The organism is Sphingomonas liriopis, assembly GCF_024211255.1.
In the GTDB taxonomy this organism is placed as follows: domain Bacteria; phylum Pseudomonadota; class Alphaproteobacteria; order Sphingomonadales; family Sphingomonadaceae; genus Sphingomonas; species Sphingomonas liriopis.
In genome coordinates, this window is sequence record NZ_JAMLDY010000004.1 from 144055 (window position 1) to 158842 (window position 14788).

Annotated in this window: 16 protein-coding genes; 5 read left to right on the forward strand and 11 right to left on the reverse strand. The window is 68.6% G+C overall.

Annotated elements, in window-relative coordinates; translation table 11 throughout:
- The first annotated feature begins 65 nt into the window (after positions 1–65).
- Complete coding sequence (locus M9979_RS04430; protein ID WP_254288127.1) at positions 66–1001, forward strand: ribose-phosphate pyrophosphokinase; 936 nt, start codon at positions 66–68, stop codon at positions 999–1001.
- Positions 1002–1339: 338 nt separating this feature from the next.
- Here M9979_RS04430 and M9979_RS04435 read toward each other — a convergent pair whose 3' ends face one another.
- Positions 1340–1690, reverse strand: coding sequence for a PilZ domain-containing protein (locus M9979_RS04435; RefSeq protein ID WP_254288128.1), 351 nt, complete (start codon positions 1688–1690; stop codon positions 1340–1342).
- Positions 1691–1715: 25 nt separating this feature from the next.
- Positions 1716–2234: a sterol desaturase family protein gene (locus M9979_RS04440; protein WP_254288129.1), complete on the reverse strand. Its 519-nt coding sequence runs from the start codon at positions 2232–2234 to the stop codon at positions 1716–1718.
- Positions 2235–2365: 131 nt separating this feature from the next.
- Here M9979_RS04440 and sucC point away from each other — a divergent pair, with 131 nt between their 5' ends.
- The 3 genes from sucC to M9979_RS04455 all read left to right on the forward strand — a co-directional run bounded on the left by sucC (position 2366) and on the right by M9979_RS04455 (position 5577).
- Positions 2366–3565, forward strand: a complete 1200-nt coding sequence (sucC, locus tag M9979_RS04445; RefSeq protein ID WP_254288130.1) for an ADP-forming succinate--CoA ligase subunit beta — start codon at positions 2366–2368, stop codon at positions 3563–3565.
- A gap of 327 nt (positions 3566–3892) precedes the next feature.
- Positions 3893–4651, forward strand: coding sequence for an electron transfer flavoprotein subunit beta/FixA family protein (locus tag M9979_RS04450; RefSeq protein ID WP_254288131.1), 759 nt, complete (start codon positions 3893–3895; stop codon positions 4649–4651).
- Positions 4648–5577 (forward strand): electron transfer flavoprotein subunit alpha/FixB family protein, encoded by a 930-nt coding sequence (locus M9979_RS04455; protein WP_254288132.1) that lies wholly within the window; start codon positions 4648–4650, stop codon positions 5575–5577. Before M9979_RS04450 ends, M9979_RS04455 begins: the two co-directional genes overlap by 4 nt.
- A 110-nt stretch (positions 5578–5687) precedes the next feature.
- Here the strand turns inward: M9979_RS04455 and M9979_RS04460 are convergent, their stop codons facing one another.
- A complete protein-coding gene (locus tag M9979_RS04460; RefSeq protein WP_254288133.1) occupies positions 5688–6515 on the reverse strand; it encodes an acyl-CoA desaturase in 828 nt (275 codons plus the stop codon).
- On the opposite strand from M9979_RS04460, the gene M9979_RS04465 reads away from it, so the two are divergent.
- On the forward strand, positions 6514–6693 hold the full coding sequence (locus tag M9979_RS04465) for a hypothetical protein (protein WP_254288134.1): 180 nt from the start codon (positions 6514–6516) through the stop codon (positions 6691–6693). The genes M9979_RS04460 and M9979_RS04465 overlap by 2 nt on opposite strands.
- A gap of 113 nt (positions 6694–6806) precedes the next feature.
- On the opposite strand, the gene M9979_RS04470 is transcribed toward M9979_RS04465, so the two are convergent.
- The 8 genes from M9979_RS04470 to M9979_RS04505 form a co-directional block, all read right to left on the reverse strand.
- Entirely contained in the window at positions 6807–7049 is a 243-nt protein-coding gene (locus M9979_RS04470) for a hypothetical protein (RefSeq protein WP_254288135.1), read from the reverse strand.
- Complete coding sequence (locus M9979_RS04475) at positions 7046–7825, reverse strand: gamma-glutamyl-gamma-aminobutyrate hydrolase family protein (RefSeq protein ID WP_254288136.1); 780 nt, start codon at positions 7823–7825, stop codon at positions 7046–7048. The genes M9979_RS04470 and M9979_RS04475 overlap by 4 nt, the downstream gene beginning before the upstream one ends.
- The gene (gene epsC / locus M9979_RS04480) at positions 7825–8793 is read right to left on the reverse strand and encodes a serine O-acetyltransferase EpsC (protein WP_254288205.1); all 969 of its coding nucleotides are present in this window, start codon (positions 8791–8793) and stop codon (positions 7825–7827) included. The genes M9979_RS04475 and epsC overlap by 1 nt, the downstream gene beginning before the upstream one ends.
- Before the next feature lie 135 nt (positions 8794–8928).
- Complete coding sequence (locus M9979_RS04485) at positions 8929–10158, reverse strand: MFS transporter (RefSeq protein WP_254288137.1); 1230 nt, start codon at positions 10156–10158, stop codon at positions 8929–8931.
- Positions 10145–11356, reverse strand: a complete 1212-nt coding sequence (gene nhaA / locus M9979_RS04490) for a Na+/H+ antiporter NhaA (protein ID WP_254288138.1) — start codon at positions 11354–11356, stop codon at positions 10145–10147. The genes M9979_RS04485 and nhaA overlap by 14 nt, the downstream gene beginning before the upstream one ends.
- On the reverse strand, positions 11353–12567 hold the full coding sequence (locus tag M9979_RS04495) for an MFS transporter (RefSeq protein ID WP_254288139.1): 1215 nt from the start codon (positions 12565–12567) through the stop codon (positions 11353–11355). Before M9979_RS04495 ends, nhaA begins: the two co-directional genes overlap by 4 nt.
- A 235-nt stretch (positions 12568–12802) precedes the next feature.
- Positions 12803–14383: a lysine--tRNA ligase gene (locus tag M9979_RS04500; RefSeq protein WP_254288140.1), complete on the reverse strand. Its 1581-nt coding sequence runs from the start codon at positions 14381–14383 to the stop codon at positions 12803–12805.
- A gap of 58 nt (positions 14384–14441) precedes the next feature.
- Positions 14442–14750 carry a hypothetical protein gene (locus tag M9979_RS04505; RefSeq protein WP_254288141.1) on the reverse strand — a complete coding sequence of 103 codons (309 nt, stop codon included), beginning with the start codon at positions 14748–14750 and terminating at the stop codon, positions 14442–14444.
- Positions 14751–14788: the final 38 nt, after the last annotated feature.

Sequence of the window (14788 nt, forward strand, 5' to 3'; positions counted from 1 at the left end):
TTGCCTTTGCGCAATCGCGTTTCGCCGACTAAGGCCGCTCGCATCCTGGGGCGGAGGCGTAGCGCATGAAACTGATCACCGGCAATTCCAACCTTCCGCTGGCGAAGGCGATCGCCGCCTATCTGGAAAGCCCGCTCACCGACGCGCTGGTCCGCCGCTTCGCCGACGAGGAGATCTTCGTCGAGATCCAGGAGAACGTCCGCGGCGAGGACGTGTTCGTGATCCAGTCGACCGGCTTTCCCGCCAACGACAACCTCATGGAATTGCTCATCATCATCGATGCGCTCAAGCGCTCGTCGGCGCGGCGCATCACGGCGGTGATCCCGTACATGGGTTATGCGCGGCAGGACCGGAAGCCCGGCCCGCGCACGCCGATCTCGGCGAAACTCGTCGCCAACCTCATCACCGTCGCCGGCGCCGATCGCGTGCTGTCGATCGACCTGCATGCCGGGCAGATCCAGGGCTTCTTTGATATCCCGACCGACAATCTCTACGCCGCACCGGTGATGTCGGCGGACATCGTCGCGCGCTTCAAGGGGCGCAACCTGATGGTCGTCTCGCCCGATGTCGGCGGCGTCGTCCGCGCGCGCCAGCTCGCCAAACGGCTCGACAACGCGCCGCTGGCGATCGTCGACAAGCGCCGCGAGCGCGCCGGCGAATCGGAGGTGATGAACATCATCGGCGACGTCGAGGGGCGCTTCTGCATCCTGGTCGACGACATCGTCGATTCGGCGGGCACGCTCTGCAACGCCGCCGCGGCGCTGCGCGAAGCGGGGGCGGAGGACGTCGTCGCCTATGTCACGCACGGCGTACTGTCGGGCGGCGCGGTCGCGCGCGTCGAGGGATCGACGTTGCGCGAGCTGGTCATCACCGATTCGATCGGCAACCACGAATCGATCGGGAAAGCGGGCAAGATCCGCCACCTGCCGATCGCGCCGCTGCTCGGCGAGGCGATCAAGCGGATTGCGGACGAGACGAGCGTGTCGTCGCTGTTCGACTGACGGCCGAGCGCAGGCGCGGCCACGCCCGCGCCGATGCGCGTCAGCGCAGCGCTCGACCCGGCCAGCGGGCGCGCCACAAAGCGCGTCCCGACTGACGGCGGCTTTGCCGACGTCCTTTTCCTCACGTCCGATCGTCATTGCGAGCGTAGCAAAGCAATCCAGGGTTGCTGGACAAAGCGTTGGGTTGCTTTGCTAAGGTCGCAGTAGCGCTTTCAGGAAGATGTGCCGTACCATCAGCGACGCCGGCAAAGCCGCCGTCGGACGGGTTCGGCTAACGCCGACCCGCCGGCCGAGCCAGCCATTGCGCGTGCCGCGCATCGGCTCGGACGTAGCCGAGCCTATCGCTGGCTGAGCGCAATGATGTGATCGAACACCGCCGGGTGCAGCGGCTTGGCGAAGGCGCAGCCGTATTTGAACTTGTCGCGCCATGCGACCACCGCCTCGAGTCCCGCGAGGCCCGGGAGCGTCAGCCACACGACCGTTCCCGGCCACAAGGTGAAGCTCGTCTCGGCGCGGAAGCCGGACAGCGACAGGTCGGTCACCTCGATCTCGAAGCGGGTCTGGCCGCGATCGCGCAGATGCGCGCGCATCTTGACCGCCTTGCGCAGCGCGAGACGCGCCTCGTCGCTGGCATCGTCGACATCGAAGGCGATCGGCTCGAATGGCGGCGTGAAGAGCGGCTGTTCCATGGCACGACGAATGCCATGCCATTGGTTACTTTTCTGCCAACGTATCCGCCGCGGCGGGCGCCCGCACGCCGTGCCGGCCGCGCCGCTTCAGTTCGGCCTTCAAATCCTCCGGCCGGGGCGCGACGAGGAAGCCGAAGCTGACGTTGCCCTCGCGCGTCTCGACGACGTGATGCAGCCGGTGCGCCTGGACGATCCGCTTCATATAGGCGGACTTGGGCAGGTAGCGCGTCGGGATCCGCTGATGGACGATGACGTCGTGGAAACCGAAATAGATCGCGCCATAGGCCGCGATGCCCGCACCGATCCACGCGAACCCCGGCCACCAGCCCAATTGCACCCCGCCGAGCAGCAGCACGAACGACGGCACCGCGAAGATGACCGCATAGAGGTCGTTGAGCTCCCAGTTGCCGTGGCGCTTGGTGTGGTGGCTGGCGTGCAGGAACCAGCCCCAGCCATGCATCACCCAGCGGTGCGCCGCATAGGCGAACCCCTCCATGCCTATCACCGTGCCGAGGAACAGGAGGATGCCGAGCAGCCAGGACATGCGGTTTCCGTCTAATGCGAAGCGTTTGCGATAACGATCGGGCCCCGCGTCATATCCGGGGTGGATTCGCCGCGCGGCCTGTGCAAAAGGCCACGTCAATCTCCTCTTTATAGCATAATGCGAGGCAGGCCATGAACATCCACGAATATCAAGCCAAGGAACTGCTCGCCAAGTTCGGCGTCCCCGTTCCCGCCGGCTTCGCCGCACTGAGCGTCGAGGAAGCCGTTGCCGCCACCGAAAAGCTCCCCGGGCCGCTCTACGTCGTCAAGGCGCAGATCCACGCCGGTGGCCGCGGCAAGGGCAAGTTCAAGGAATTGGGCCCCGATGCCAAGGGCGGCGTCCGCCTCGCCAAGACCGCCGACGAGGTCCGCGCCGCGGCAACCGACATGCTCGGCAACACGTTGGTGACGATCCAGACCGGCGATGCGGGCAAGCAGGTCAACCGCCTGTACGTCACCGATGGCGTCGACATCGCCAAGGAATTCTACCTCGCATTGCTCGTCAACCGTGCGACGGGCCGTGTTTCCATGGTCGCCAGCACCGAAGGCGGCATGGACATCGAGACCGTCGCGCACGACACGCCCGAGAAGATCCACAGCATCGACATCGATGCCGCGACCGGGTTCCAGCCGCATCACGGTCGTGCCGTCGCCGCCGCACTCGAACTGACCGGCGACCTCGCCAAGCAGGCCGCCAATGTCGCATCGAAGCTGTACGACGCCTTCCTCGGCACCGATGCCGAGCAGATCGAGATCAACCCGCTCGCCGTCACCGACGATGGCAAGCTGATGGTCCTCGACGCCAAGGTCGCCTTCGACGGCAACGCGATGTTCCGTCACAAGGACCTGATGGAATTGCGCGACACCACCGAAGAGGACGCGATGGAGCTGGAGGCGTCGAAGTACGACCTCGCCTACATCAAGCTCGACGGCGACATCGGCTGCATGGTCAACGGCGCCGGCCTCGCGATGGCGACGATGGACATCATCAAGCTCAATGGCATGTTCCCGGCCAACTTCCTCGACGTCGGCGGCGGCGCCAACAAGGAAAAGGTGACCGCGGCGTTCAAGATCATCCTCGCCGATCCTGCGGTGAAGGGCATCCTGGTCAACATCTTCGGCGGCATCATGAAGTGCGACATCATCGCCGAGGGCATCGTTGCCGCGGCGAAGGAAGTGAACCTGTCGGTGCCGCTGGTCGTCCGCCTCGAAGGCACCAACGTGCAGGCCGGCAAGGACATCCTGGCCAATTCGGGCCTCGCGATCGTGCCCGCGAACGACCTGGGCGATGCGGCGAAGAAGATCGTCGCCGAGGTGAAGAAGGCGGCGTGACGCTTCGTTCCTCCCTCGCGTCAGCGGGGGAGGGGACGTTCGCGCAGCGCATGGTGGAGGGGCGTTTTCCGCGAGCTACGGCGTGCGCCGCTTGCCTCCCCCTCTGTCGCCTTCGGCGCCACCTCCCCCTTTCGGGGGACGTTGGGACCGAAAAAATCCTCGGGCCCGGGCATCATGTCCGGGCCCGATTCGTTTGGCATAGCGTGCATGCCGTTACGGCAAACGGCGGTTCGCATACTCGCCTTGCGAAAACGACGGAAAACAGCCATGTGACCCGCCGATACGATGCCGGAAACAGGCATCGGAGGCGCAATCGGAAGGAAGCTGATGAAGGTGCTGGTGCCGGTCAAGCGCGTGCTTGATTACAACGTGAAGCCCCGCGTGAAGGCGGACGGGACGGGCGTCGATCTGGCGAACGTCAAGATGAGCATGAACCCGTTCGACGAGATCGCGGTCGAAGAAGCCATCCGCCTCAAGGACCCTGCGCGTGGTGGGGGCGTCACCGAGATCGTCGTCGTCTCGATCGGCGAACCCAAAGCACAGGAAACGCTGCGCACCGCGCTGGCGATGGGTGCCGACCGCGCGATCCTCGTGACGTCGGACACCAAGGTCGAGCCGCTGGGCGTCGCCAAGATCCTCGCCAAGATCGTCGAGGAGGAACAGCCGCAGCTGGTGATCCTCGGCAAGCAGGCGATCGACGACGACAACAACCAGACCGGCCAGATGCTCGCCGGCCTGCTCGGCTGGGGCCAGGGGACGTTCGCGTCGAAGGTCGAGCTGACCGAGGGCAACGTCACCGTGACGCGCGAAGTCGATGGCGGGCTCGAGACCGACTCGTTCACGCTGCCGGCGATCGTCACCACCGACCTGCGGCTCAACGAACCGCGCTATGCCTCGCTGCCCAACATCATGAAGGCCAAGTCGAAGCCCTTGGCGCAGAAGACGGCGGCGGATTACGGCGTCGACGTGACGCCGCGCCTGACGACGCTCAAGGTCGTCGAGCCCGCCAAGCGCACGGCGGGCATCAAGGTCGCGGATGTCGATGAACTGGTGACGAAGCTCAAGGCGATGGGAGTGGCGAAGTGAAGACGCTCGTCTGGGTCGAACATGACGGTACGGCCGTCAAGGATGCCACGCTCGCCGCGGTGACCGCCGCGTCGCAGCTGGGCGAGGTACATCTGCTGGTCGCCGGCGAGGGCGTCGATGGCGTCGCAGCTGCGGCCGCGAAAATTGCCGGCGTGGGCAAGGTCCATGTCGCCGACGATGCGGCCTATGCCCATGCGCTCGCCGAGAATATCGCGCCGCTGGTCGTCGATCTGATGGGGCATCACGATGCCTTCGTCGCGCCGTCGACCACCACCGGCAAGAACGTCGCGCCGCGCGTCGCCGCATTGCTCGACGTCATGCAGATCAGCGACATCATGTCGGTCGAGTCGGAGGATACCTTCACCCGCCCGATCTACGCCGGCAATGCGATCGCGACGGTGCAGACGTCGGATGCCAAGAAGGTCATCACCGTGCGCGGCACCGCCTTCGACAAGGCGGCGACCGAAGGCGGATCGGGTACGATCGAGGCGGTGGCGTCGCAGGGCGACACCGGCGTCTCCACATTCGTCAACGCAGAGATCGCGGCGAATACGCGGCCCGAGCTGACGAGTGCGAAGATCATCGTGTCGGGCGGCCGCGCGCTGCAGAATGGCGAGAACTTCCATGCGATCATCGAGCCGCTCGCCGACAAGCTCGGCGCCGGGGTCGGGGCGAGCCGCGCGGCGGTGGATGCGGGCTATGTCCCCAACGACTATCAGGTCGGCCAGACCGGCAAGATCGTCGCACCGGAAGTCTATATCGCGGTCGGCATCTCGGGCGCGATCCAGCATCTTGCCGGCATGAAGGACAGCAAGGTCATCGTCGCGATCAACAAGGACGAGGACGCGCCGATCTTCCAGGTCGCGGACATCGGCCTGGTCGGCGACCTGTTCAAGGTCGTGCCCGAACTGACCGAGAAGCTCTGACGCCGGAAGGCGGGCAGCCGGGGCTGCCCGCCGGTGACGCCGAAGCGCCAGCGAGGCGACATCCGTCGGCACGGCCAGCGCCGCTACAGCGGCGACTGACGACGCGGGATTTACTCCCGCGTCGTGGCCACGGGCACACCGACGGCAACCCGCCGCAACCCATCGCGCGGCACGAGCATCACGGGCTCCTTCAGCCCCCACACCAGCCCTATCCGCCGCAAGGCCAGCAGCGTCCACCAGCCCGGATCGGCCTGTCCCGGTTCGACGCCCAGCCGCGCCGATTCGGGCCAGGCATGGTGGTTGCCGTGCCACGCCTCCCCGAATGTCACCAGCGCGGCCGCGGGCAGGTCATGCCCCTGCACGGCGACGCCATCGACGCTCCAGCCTTGTGGTCCGCGCCGGTGGGTGATGTGGCCGACCAGCCAATGCCCGGTGACGCCGACCGCCACCCGCACCGGCACGCCCCACACCAGCCAGGGCAGACCGCCCGCCCACAGGAACAACGGTGCCCAGGGCAGCTGCTGCGCCATCCAAGTCCGCTCCAGCAGGCGCAGCACGACGTCGTCGCGCAATGCGGGCTCGGGGGCGAATCGCGGCGGGCGGGCCAGGTCGAGCCGGCAATGCATCTGCCACCATGCATCGCGTAGCAGCGGCGCGCGATGCGCGTGCAGGTCGTGGCAGGCCGCCTGTCGCTGCGCCCAGTCGCGCATGTCATGGAGCCGCACCATGCCGAGCGGCCCCGCCATGCCGACCAGCGTACCCAGATAGGCCAGCACGCGCGCGAACCAGCGCGGCGCTTCCAGGCTGCGGTGGATCAGCAGCCGGTGCAGCCCGATCGAATGACCGAGGCACAGCGTGATCGCCGATGCTCCCGGCCACAACAGGATCGCGCCGGGCGTCACGTACAATGGCGCCAGCACCAGCGCCGAGCCGGTCATGCCGATCGAGGCGGCGGGGCTGGTGACCAGCGAAAAGCGTGGCCAGTTCGTGTTCTACGCGCTGGTGCCGGAAAGCCTCGCCAACACGTTCAACGGCTTCGTGCAGGAGGTGTGCCCGGTGTCGCGGCCGCTGAAGCGCGAGAGCGCGACGCTGGCGGAGAAGGCGAAGGGTCAATAACCGCTGTCATCTACGGTTCGACGATCTACGCAAAAAGGCGGCCCGATCCCAGCAAGATCGAGCCGCCAGTCTACGCCTAGGGAGCTACCTGGCGTGTTCGTGGAACCGGGAAACTAGAGCGCGTTGCCCGTCGCCGGGGCGGTCGCATTGTCGTCGACCGCGGCGGCGCCGTTGTCGATGGCAAGGCCGTTGTCGACCGCGAAGGCGTCGCTGTTGCCGAGGCTGGCGTCACCCTCTTCGTTGAGCGTCAGCGTGTCGGTGGCGGCGGCGTTGTTGCCGGCGTCGGTCTTGGGACCGCATGCGGCGAGGCTCAGCGCCGCGATGCCGAGCGCTGCAGCCAGGGTCAAAGTCTTCATCTAGTCCTCCGTGTTGAAAGCGTGTCGGTGTGCCCGCGCAGGCCGGCACCGATCAGGGAAAAGAAGGCGCGGCTCGCCGGCGCCTCGGCGACGTCCCATTCGGGATGCCATTGCACGCCGAGCACGTCGGCGCCGCAGGGGCGGGCCGACACCGCCTCGATCAGGCCGTCGTCGGCGGCGATCGCCTCGATCGTCAGGCCCGACCCCAGCCGGTCGATGCCCTGCTGGTGCACCGAATTGACCCGCATCCGCCGCGTGCCGGTGGCGTCCGCGAGGCGGCCGTCGGCGACCAGTTCGACGTCGTGGCCGTGATGGAAGAGCGATTCGTAATCCCCCTCCCACGCGCCGCGGTGATGACGGTCGGCGTGGGGCGCGGGGGCGAGCGTGCCGCCGAACAGCACGTTGATCTCCTGCAACCCGCGGCAGATGCCGAAGACGGGCTTGCCCGCCGCGATCATCCGGCCGGCGAGCGCCAGCGCCACCTCGTCACGCGGTTCGTCCACCACCTGCCCGGTGGGGAGCGGCGGCCCGCCGTAGCGCCATGGCGCGACATGGCTGCGCGATCCGGTGAGCAGCAGGCCGTCGAGGATCTGAGCCAGCGTCGCGACATCGGCGGTGTCGGGCATCGCCGGCACCAGCAGCACGGTGGCGCCGGCGAGCCGGGTGAGCGGCGCGACGAAGCGGCTGGCGACGACCTGTACCGGCCGGTCGGCGACTTCGTTGCAGCACAGCACGCCGATCACCGGCCGGCGTGCGGGATCGGTTCGCTGCGCCATCACACCACCACCGCCACGAGCGTGTCGCGCAGCGCATGGCCGGCGGAGGGAGCGAGCAAATCCGCGTCCGGCTGGACGACGACCCCGCCGGGGGGCACGTCGGTCAGCAGCCAGACGTTGCCGCCGATCGTCGCGCCATCGCCGATGCGCACGGGGCCGAGGATCGTCGCGCCGGCGTAGATCACCACATCGTCGCCGACCACCGGATGGCGTGCGTAACGCCCCCTCGGCGAGCGGTGCGCGGCGCCGAGCGGGCTGCGCGCGCCGAGCGTGACATGCTGGTAGAGCCGCACGCCGCTGCCGACGATCGCGGTCTCGCCAATGACGACGCCGGTGCCGTGGTCGATGAAGAAGCGTTCGCCGATCGTCGCACCGGGGTGGATGTCGATGCCGGTGCGTTCGTTGGCGAGTTCGGAGATCAGCCGCGCGACGATCGGCGCGCCCAGCCCATGCAGCTGATGCGCGATGCGGTGGTGCAGGCTGGCGATCGCACCGGGATAGCAGACCAGGATCTCGTCGGTGCTGCCCGCGGCGGGATCGCCCAGGAACGCGGCCTCGACGTCGCTGTCGACCAGCCGGCGGATGTCGCCCAGCGTGTCGGCGAACAGGCGGACGATCGTCGCGGCCTGATCGGCGTCGAAGCGGCTGCGCGCCTCGATCTGCCAATAGCCGAGCTCGTGATCGATCTCGCGCTCCAGCTCGGTGAAGGCGGCGGATAGCTTGGCGGCGACGAAGCGGTCTTCATCGGCGGCGGTGACACGCTGGAAGCCGAGGCGGCGGGGGTAGAGCGCCTCGGCGAGCAGCGCGACGATCCGCTCGATCGCGCTGCGCGACGGGAAGACCGCGGCGGCGCGCTGCGGCTGCTGGCGTTCGCGCCAGGCGTCGCGCGCGCTGCGCAACGCCGCGACCGCCTCGCCGAGCGTGGCGCCGGCATGCTGGTCGGATGCGATCGACGCGGCGGTGGTCATCGCGACGCGGTTCGCAGGCGGACAGGCAATGGCGTCGTCGACATGGCGGCTTCTCCAGGGCGCCATGATATTCTACTGAATTAATAGGAATAGAAAGAAAAGCTTTGCGGTCGCCAAGCCCGGCTGGACGGCGGGTTACGGTTCGGCGGGGCGTGGTACGGGCCGGTCCGGCAGCGGGAGCGGCGCGACGCGGGCGAGCATCGCGCCGACGATCAGCGCCAGCCCCGCCAGCGCGAGACAGAAGGCGGTGACCCCCGGCCAGCCCGCGCGCGTCCAGGCGACGCCCCCGGCGGACCCGAGGACGCTCGATCCCAGATAATAGAAGAACAGGTACAGCGCCGCGCCCTGGCCGCGATTGCCCAATGCGCGGCGGCCGACCCAGGCGCTGGCGATCGAATGTGCGCCGAAGAAGCCGATGGTGACGAACGCGATCCCGGCGATGACCAGCCACAACGGCGCCGCACCGGTGGCGAGGATGCCGCCGATCAGCAGCACGACCGGCAGCCAGAATATTCGTCGCCGTCCGACCCGTCCGGCAAACGATCCGAACAGCGCCGAACTCGCCGAGCCGAGGACGTAGAGCAGGAAGACGAGCCCGACCGCCGCCTGGCTGAGGCCATAGGGCGGCGCGAGCAGGCGGAAGCCGGCGTAATTGTAGATGGTGACGAAAACGCCCATCAACAGGAACGCCTCGGCATAGAGCAGGGGCAAGGCCGCGTCGCGGAACAGCGCGGCGGCGCCGGCGAGCGGGCTGCCGCCGCGGCCCGCGACGAACCCGCGCGACGGCGGCGCGAGTCGCCGGAAGGCTTCGGCCATGACGACGCCGGCGAGGCCGACGCTGCCCAATGCCCAGCGCCAGCCGGCGACGTCGGCGACCAGGCTGGCGACGAGTCGCCCGCCCATCCCGCCCAGCGCGCTGCCCGCGATATAGAGGCCCATCGCCGCGCCGACCGAGGCGACGTCCACCTCCTCGGCGACATAGGCCATCGCCACCGCCGGTACCCCGGCGAGCGCGACGCCGGTCAGCAGCCGCAGCGTCAGCAGCATCGGCCACCCGGGCACCAGCGCCGCGGCGAGGGTTAGCGCGCCGGCGAGGAACATCGCGCACACCATCAGCGGCCGCCGCCCGACCCGGTCGGACAGGATGCCGGCGAACAGGATGCCGATCGCCAGCGGCCCGGTGGCGAGCGATACCGCGAGCGACGCGCCCTCCGCGCTTAACGCAAAATCGGTGGCGAACAGCGGCAGCAGCGGCTGCACCGCATAGAGCAGCGAGAAGGTCGAGAAGCCTGCGAACAGCATCGCGCCCGTCAGCCGGCGATAGGCCGGCGTGCCCCGGCGCAGCGGCGTGTCAGCGGGCGGCACGCCGCCGTCCACAGCTAGCCAGTATCGCGACCCCCGCCAGCGCCGAGAGGATCGATCCCGCGAGCACGCCGATCTTCACCTCCGCCATCACCGCCGGATCGGCGAAGGCGAGGCCGCCGATGAACAGGCTCATCGTGAACCCAATCCCCGCGACCAGCGCCATGCCATAGAGCTGCGCCCAGCTGACTCCGGCCGGACGCCGTGCAACCCCCAGCCGGTCGGCGCCCCAGATCGCGCCGAAGATGCCGGCCTGTTTGCCGACGAACAGCCCGAGCGCGATCCCCAGCACCAGCGGCTGGGTCAGTGTCGCGAGGCTCGCACCCGCCAGCGACACGCCGGCATTGGCGAAGCCGAACAGCGGCACGATGCCGAAGGCGACCCAGGGGTGCAGACCCTGCTCCAGCCGGTGGAGTGGCGAGGTCGCATCGTCGGGCGCGCCGGGCGAGGGGCGGATGGGGATAAGCATCGCGGTCAGCACCCCGGCGATCGTCGCATGCACCCCCGATTGCAGCACGAACAGCCACAAAGCCGCGCCGGCGAGCAGATAGGGCCACAGCGCCATCACCTGCCGCCGGTTGAGCACGTAGAGGACGACCAGCGCCAGCGCCGCCCCGGCCAGCGCCAGCACCTGGATCGTCTCGGTATAGGCGATCGCAATGATCGCCACCGCGCCCATGTCGTCGACGATCGCCACCGTGGTCAGCAGCAGCTTCAGCGCCGATGGCACCCGGCTGCCGAGCAGCGCCAGCACGCCGATCGCAAAGGCGATATCGGTGGCGGCGGGGATCGCCCAGCCGGGCTGCAACCCCGGTTCGGCGCCGGCGACGAGCAGGAAGACGAGCGCCGGCACCGCCATTCCGGCCGCCGCGGCGATGAAGGGCAGGCGACGCCGGTCGGCGCTGGCGAGGCGTCCGTCGACGAACTCGCGCTTGATCTCCAGCCCGACGAGCAGGAAGAACAGCGCCATCAGCCCGTCGTTGATCCAAAGATGCACCGTCATCGGCCCCAGCGCCGGCGTCAGCGTCGGCCCGGTGCGATAATGGAGCAGCGCCTCATAGCCGGGCGCGGTGGCGGGCAGGTTGGCGACGACCATCGCGCACGCGGCGGCGGCGATCAGCACGATGCCGCCCGCCGCCTCGCTGTGCAGGAAATCGCGCAGCGCGCTGTGCGTGCCGCGGCGGGGGGGACGGGACGTCATCCGGTGTGGCGTAACGGCTGCGCGGGCGCACGCAAGCCGCTCGCGCCGCGCTCGACCATCGCTGCCACCGACAGGATCGCGAACCCGCCGAGCGCCAGCCCGCAGCCGACCAGCCCGGTCGAGGTCCAGCCCAGCCCCGCGGCGATGGCGAGCCCGCCGAGCCACGGCCCGATCGCATTGGCAGTGTTGAACGCCGAATGGTTGAGCGCGGCGGCAAGCGCCTGCGCATCGCCGGCGACGTCCATCAGCCGTGTCTGCAGCACCGTGCCGAGCGCGCCGCCTAGGCCGATCGCGAAGACGTCGAACGTCATCGTCCACACATTGCCCGCGGCAAGCGGATACAGCGCCAGTGCCCCCGCCGACCACAGCAGCAGCGCTCCCGCGGTCGGCATCAGCGCGCGATCGGCGAAGCGCGGGACGACGAGGTTGCCGATCGTCATGCCGGTGCCGAACACCGCCAGCATCAGCGGTACGCTGCGCGGGGACAGGCCGGTGACGTCCATCAGCGTCGCCGCCAGATAGGTATAGACCGCGAACATGCCGCCGAAGCCGATCGCGCCGGTACCGAGCGTCAGCCACACCTGCGGTCGCTTCAGGGCACCGAGTTCGCGCAACGGACTGGCGCTGCGGTCGGGCGCGTCGATCGGCGCGAGCAGCGCGACGAGCCCGGCGGTGGTCAGCGCCAGCAGCGCGACCAATGCGAAGACCCAGCGCCAGCTCGCGATCTGGCCGAGCAGGCTGGCGAACGGCACGCCGACGATCGTCGCGACGGTGAGGCCCAGCATCACCCGCCCCACCGCCTGTGTCCGCCGGTCGGCGGGCACCAGCGACGCCGCGACCAGCGAGGCGATGCCGAAATAGGCACCGTGCGGCAGCCCGGCGAGGAAACGGAAGGCGAGCATCCAGCCATAGCTCGGCGCGAGCGCGGACAGCGTATTGCCGATCGCGAACAACGCCATCAGCCCGATCAGCAGCGTCCGCCGCGACATCTTCGCCGACAGCACCGCGATCGTCGGCGCCCCGACCACGACGCCGAGCGCATAGGCGCTGATGACATGGCCGACGGTCGGCGCATCGATGCCGAGCCCGCGCGCGAGATCGGGTTCGAGGCTCATCGCGGCGAATTCGGTCGTCCCGATCGCGAATCCACCGACGGCGAGCGCGAGATGGACGAGGCCGGGATGTGCCGCGGCGGTGTGGCGTAGGGTCATGAGGTGTGTCGGCCGCTATTGCTGCAATGCAGCAAACAACGGGTGGAGGGTGGGGGAGGTTCCGCTTCGAATGCTGACCTGAAGCGCGTCACGGCCCGCCCCATATCCCCCGTCACCCCGGACGTGTTCCGGGGTCCACCGGGCCGCGGGCGTATCGTCCCGCATCAAGCCCTTCGCCTCGCCGTGGAGTGGACCCCGGAACAAGTCCGGGGTGACGAACGGAGTGGGAGCGGGCTCAGCCCACCTTCGCCAGCGCCTCGGCGATCAGGCGGCGGCTGTTGTCCACCCCGTACAGGGCGATGAAGCTGCCCATCCGCGGCCCCTGTTCCGAGCCGAGCAGCGTCTCGTACAGCGCCTTGAACCAGTCGCGCAGGGTGTCGAACCCAGCGGTCTTGCCGATCTCGTAGACGACGTTCTGGATGTCCTCCGCGCTCGCCTCCGCCGGCAGCGCGGCGAGGTCGGCGTCGAGGCGGCGCAACGCCGCGACCTCGACCCCCTCGGGCGCGCGGCGCTTCAGGGTCGGTGCGACGAAATCGCGGGCATAGGCGAGCGCATAGCCGATCAGCCGGTCGAGTTCCGGGTCCCGTTCCGGCGTCGCATCGGGGACGTAGTTGCGCAGATAGCCCCAAACCTGCTCCTTGCTCGCCTCGCCCATCACCCCGACGAGGTTGAGCAGCAGGCCGAACGTCACCGGCAGCGTCGCGGTCGGCACCTTGCCGTCATGGATATGATGGACCGGATTGCCGAGCCGCTGCGGTGCCTCCTGCGTCGGATAATTGCCGCGGAACTGCCAGTAATCGTCGACCGCGCGCGGGATGACGCCGAAGTGCAGCGCCTTCGCCTTCTTGGGCTCGCGATAGGCGAAGAAGGCGAGGCTTTCCTCGGGACCATAGGTCAGCCACTGGTCGAGGCTGAGGCCGTTGCCCTTCGACTTGGAGATCTTCTCGCCCTTCTCGTCGAGGAACATCTCGTAGTTGAAGCCTTCGGGCGGGCGGCCGCCGAGGACGCGGGCGATCTTCGACGACTGCGTGACCGAATCGATCAGGTCCTTGCCCGCCATCTCGTAATCGACGCCCAGCGCGACCCAGCGCATCGCCCAGTCGACCTTCCATTGCAGCTTGCTGAGGCCACCAAGCGCCGACTGGACGACGCGTTCGCCGTTCTCGTCGGTGAAGGCGATCGTGCCGGCGTCGGCGTCGACCACCTCGACCGGCACCTGCAGCACGACGCCGCTGGTCGGGCTGACCGGAAGGACCGGCGAATAGGTCTCGCGGCGCTCGGCGCGCAGCGTCGGCAGCATCACGTCGAGGATGCCCTGATAGTGGCGCAGCACGCCCTTGATGGCGTCGTCGAACTTGCCGCCCTCGTAATAGTCGGTGGACGACGCGAACTCGTAGTCGAAGCCGAAGCGGTCGAGGAATGCACGCAGCATCGCGTTGTTGTGCGCGGCGAAACTGTCGAACTTGCCGAACGGATCGGGGATTCGGGTCAGCGGCTTGCCGAGATGCGCGCGCAGCATGTCGCCGTTGGGGACGTTGTCGGGCACCTTGCGCAGCCCGTCCATGTCGTCGCTGAACGCGATCAGCCGCGTTGGCTGGTCGCTGAGCGTGTGGAAGGCGTTGCGCACCATCGTCGTGCGCAGCACCTCGTTGAACGTGCCGATATGCGGCAGCCCCGAGGGGCCGTAGCCAGTCTCGAACAGGATCGGCGCGCCGCCGGGCTTGCCGTCGGGATAGCGCTTGAGGAGCTTGCGCGCCTCCTCATAGGGCCAGGCCTTGGCGTCGAGGGCGGCGGAGCGCAGGTCGATATCGGTCATAGCGCCGCGGGACTAAGCACCCCGGGCGTTTACGGCAACTCCCTTGGCAGGCGCGACCTTAGCGGCATCGATCCTTTGCGGTGATCGTGCGGTCGATCGCACGGCCGGCAAAGGCGCCGCCGACCGCGCCGCCGATCGTGCCCAGCGCGCCATGGCCGAGCACCGAATTGCCAAGCAGCGCACCGCCGACGCCGCCCGCGACGAGGCCGGTGGTGCCGCTCGAATGGCGGCAGCGCTTGACGTGACGATAGCCGCGCTCGTGCGAATGGCGGTAATGATGGCGGGCCTCGGCCTTGCTGGCCGGAACCACGAAACTGGCGGGGAGCGCGAGCGAGACGGCGCCGAGCGCGAGCAGCAGATGACGCATGGAGACTGATCCTAATCAAGCGGATGACCCGTGCCGAA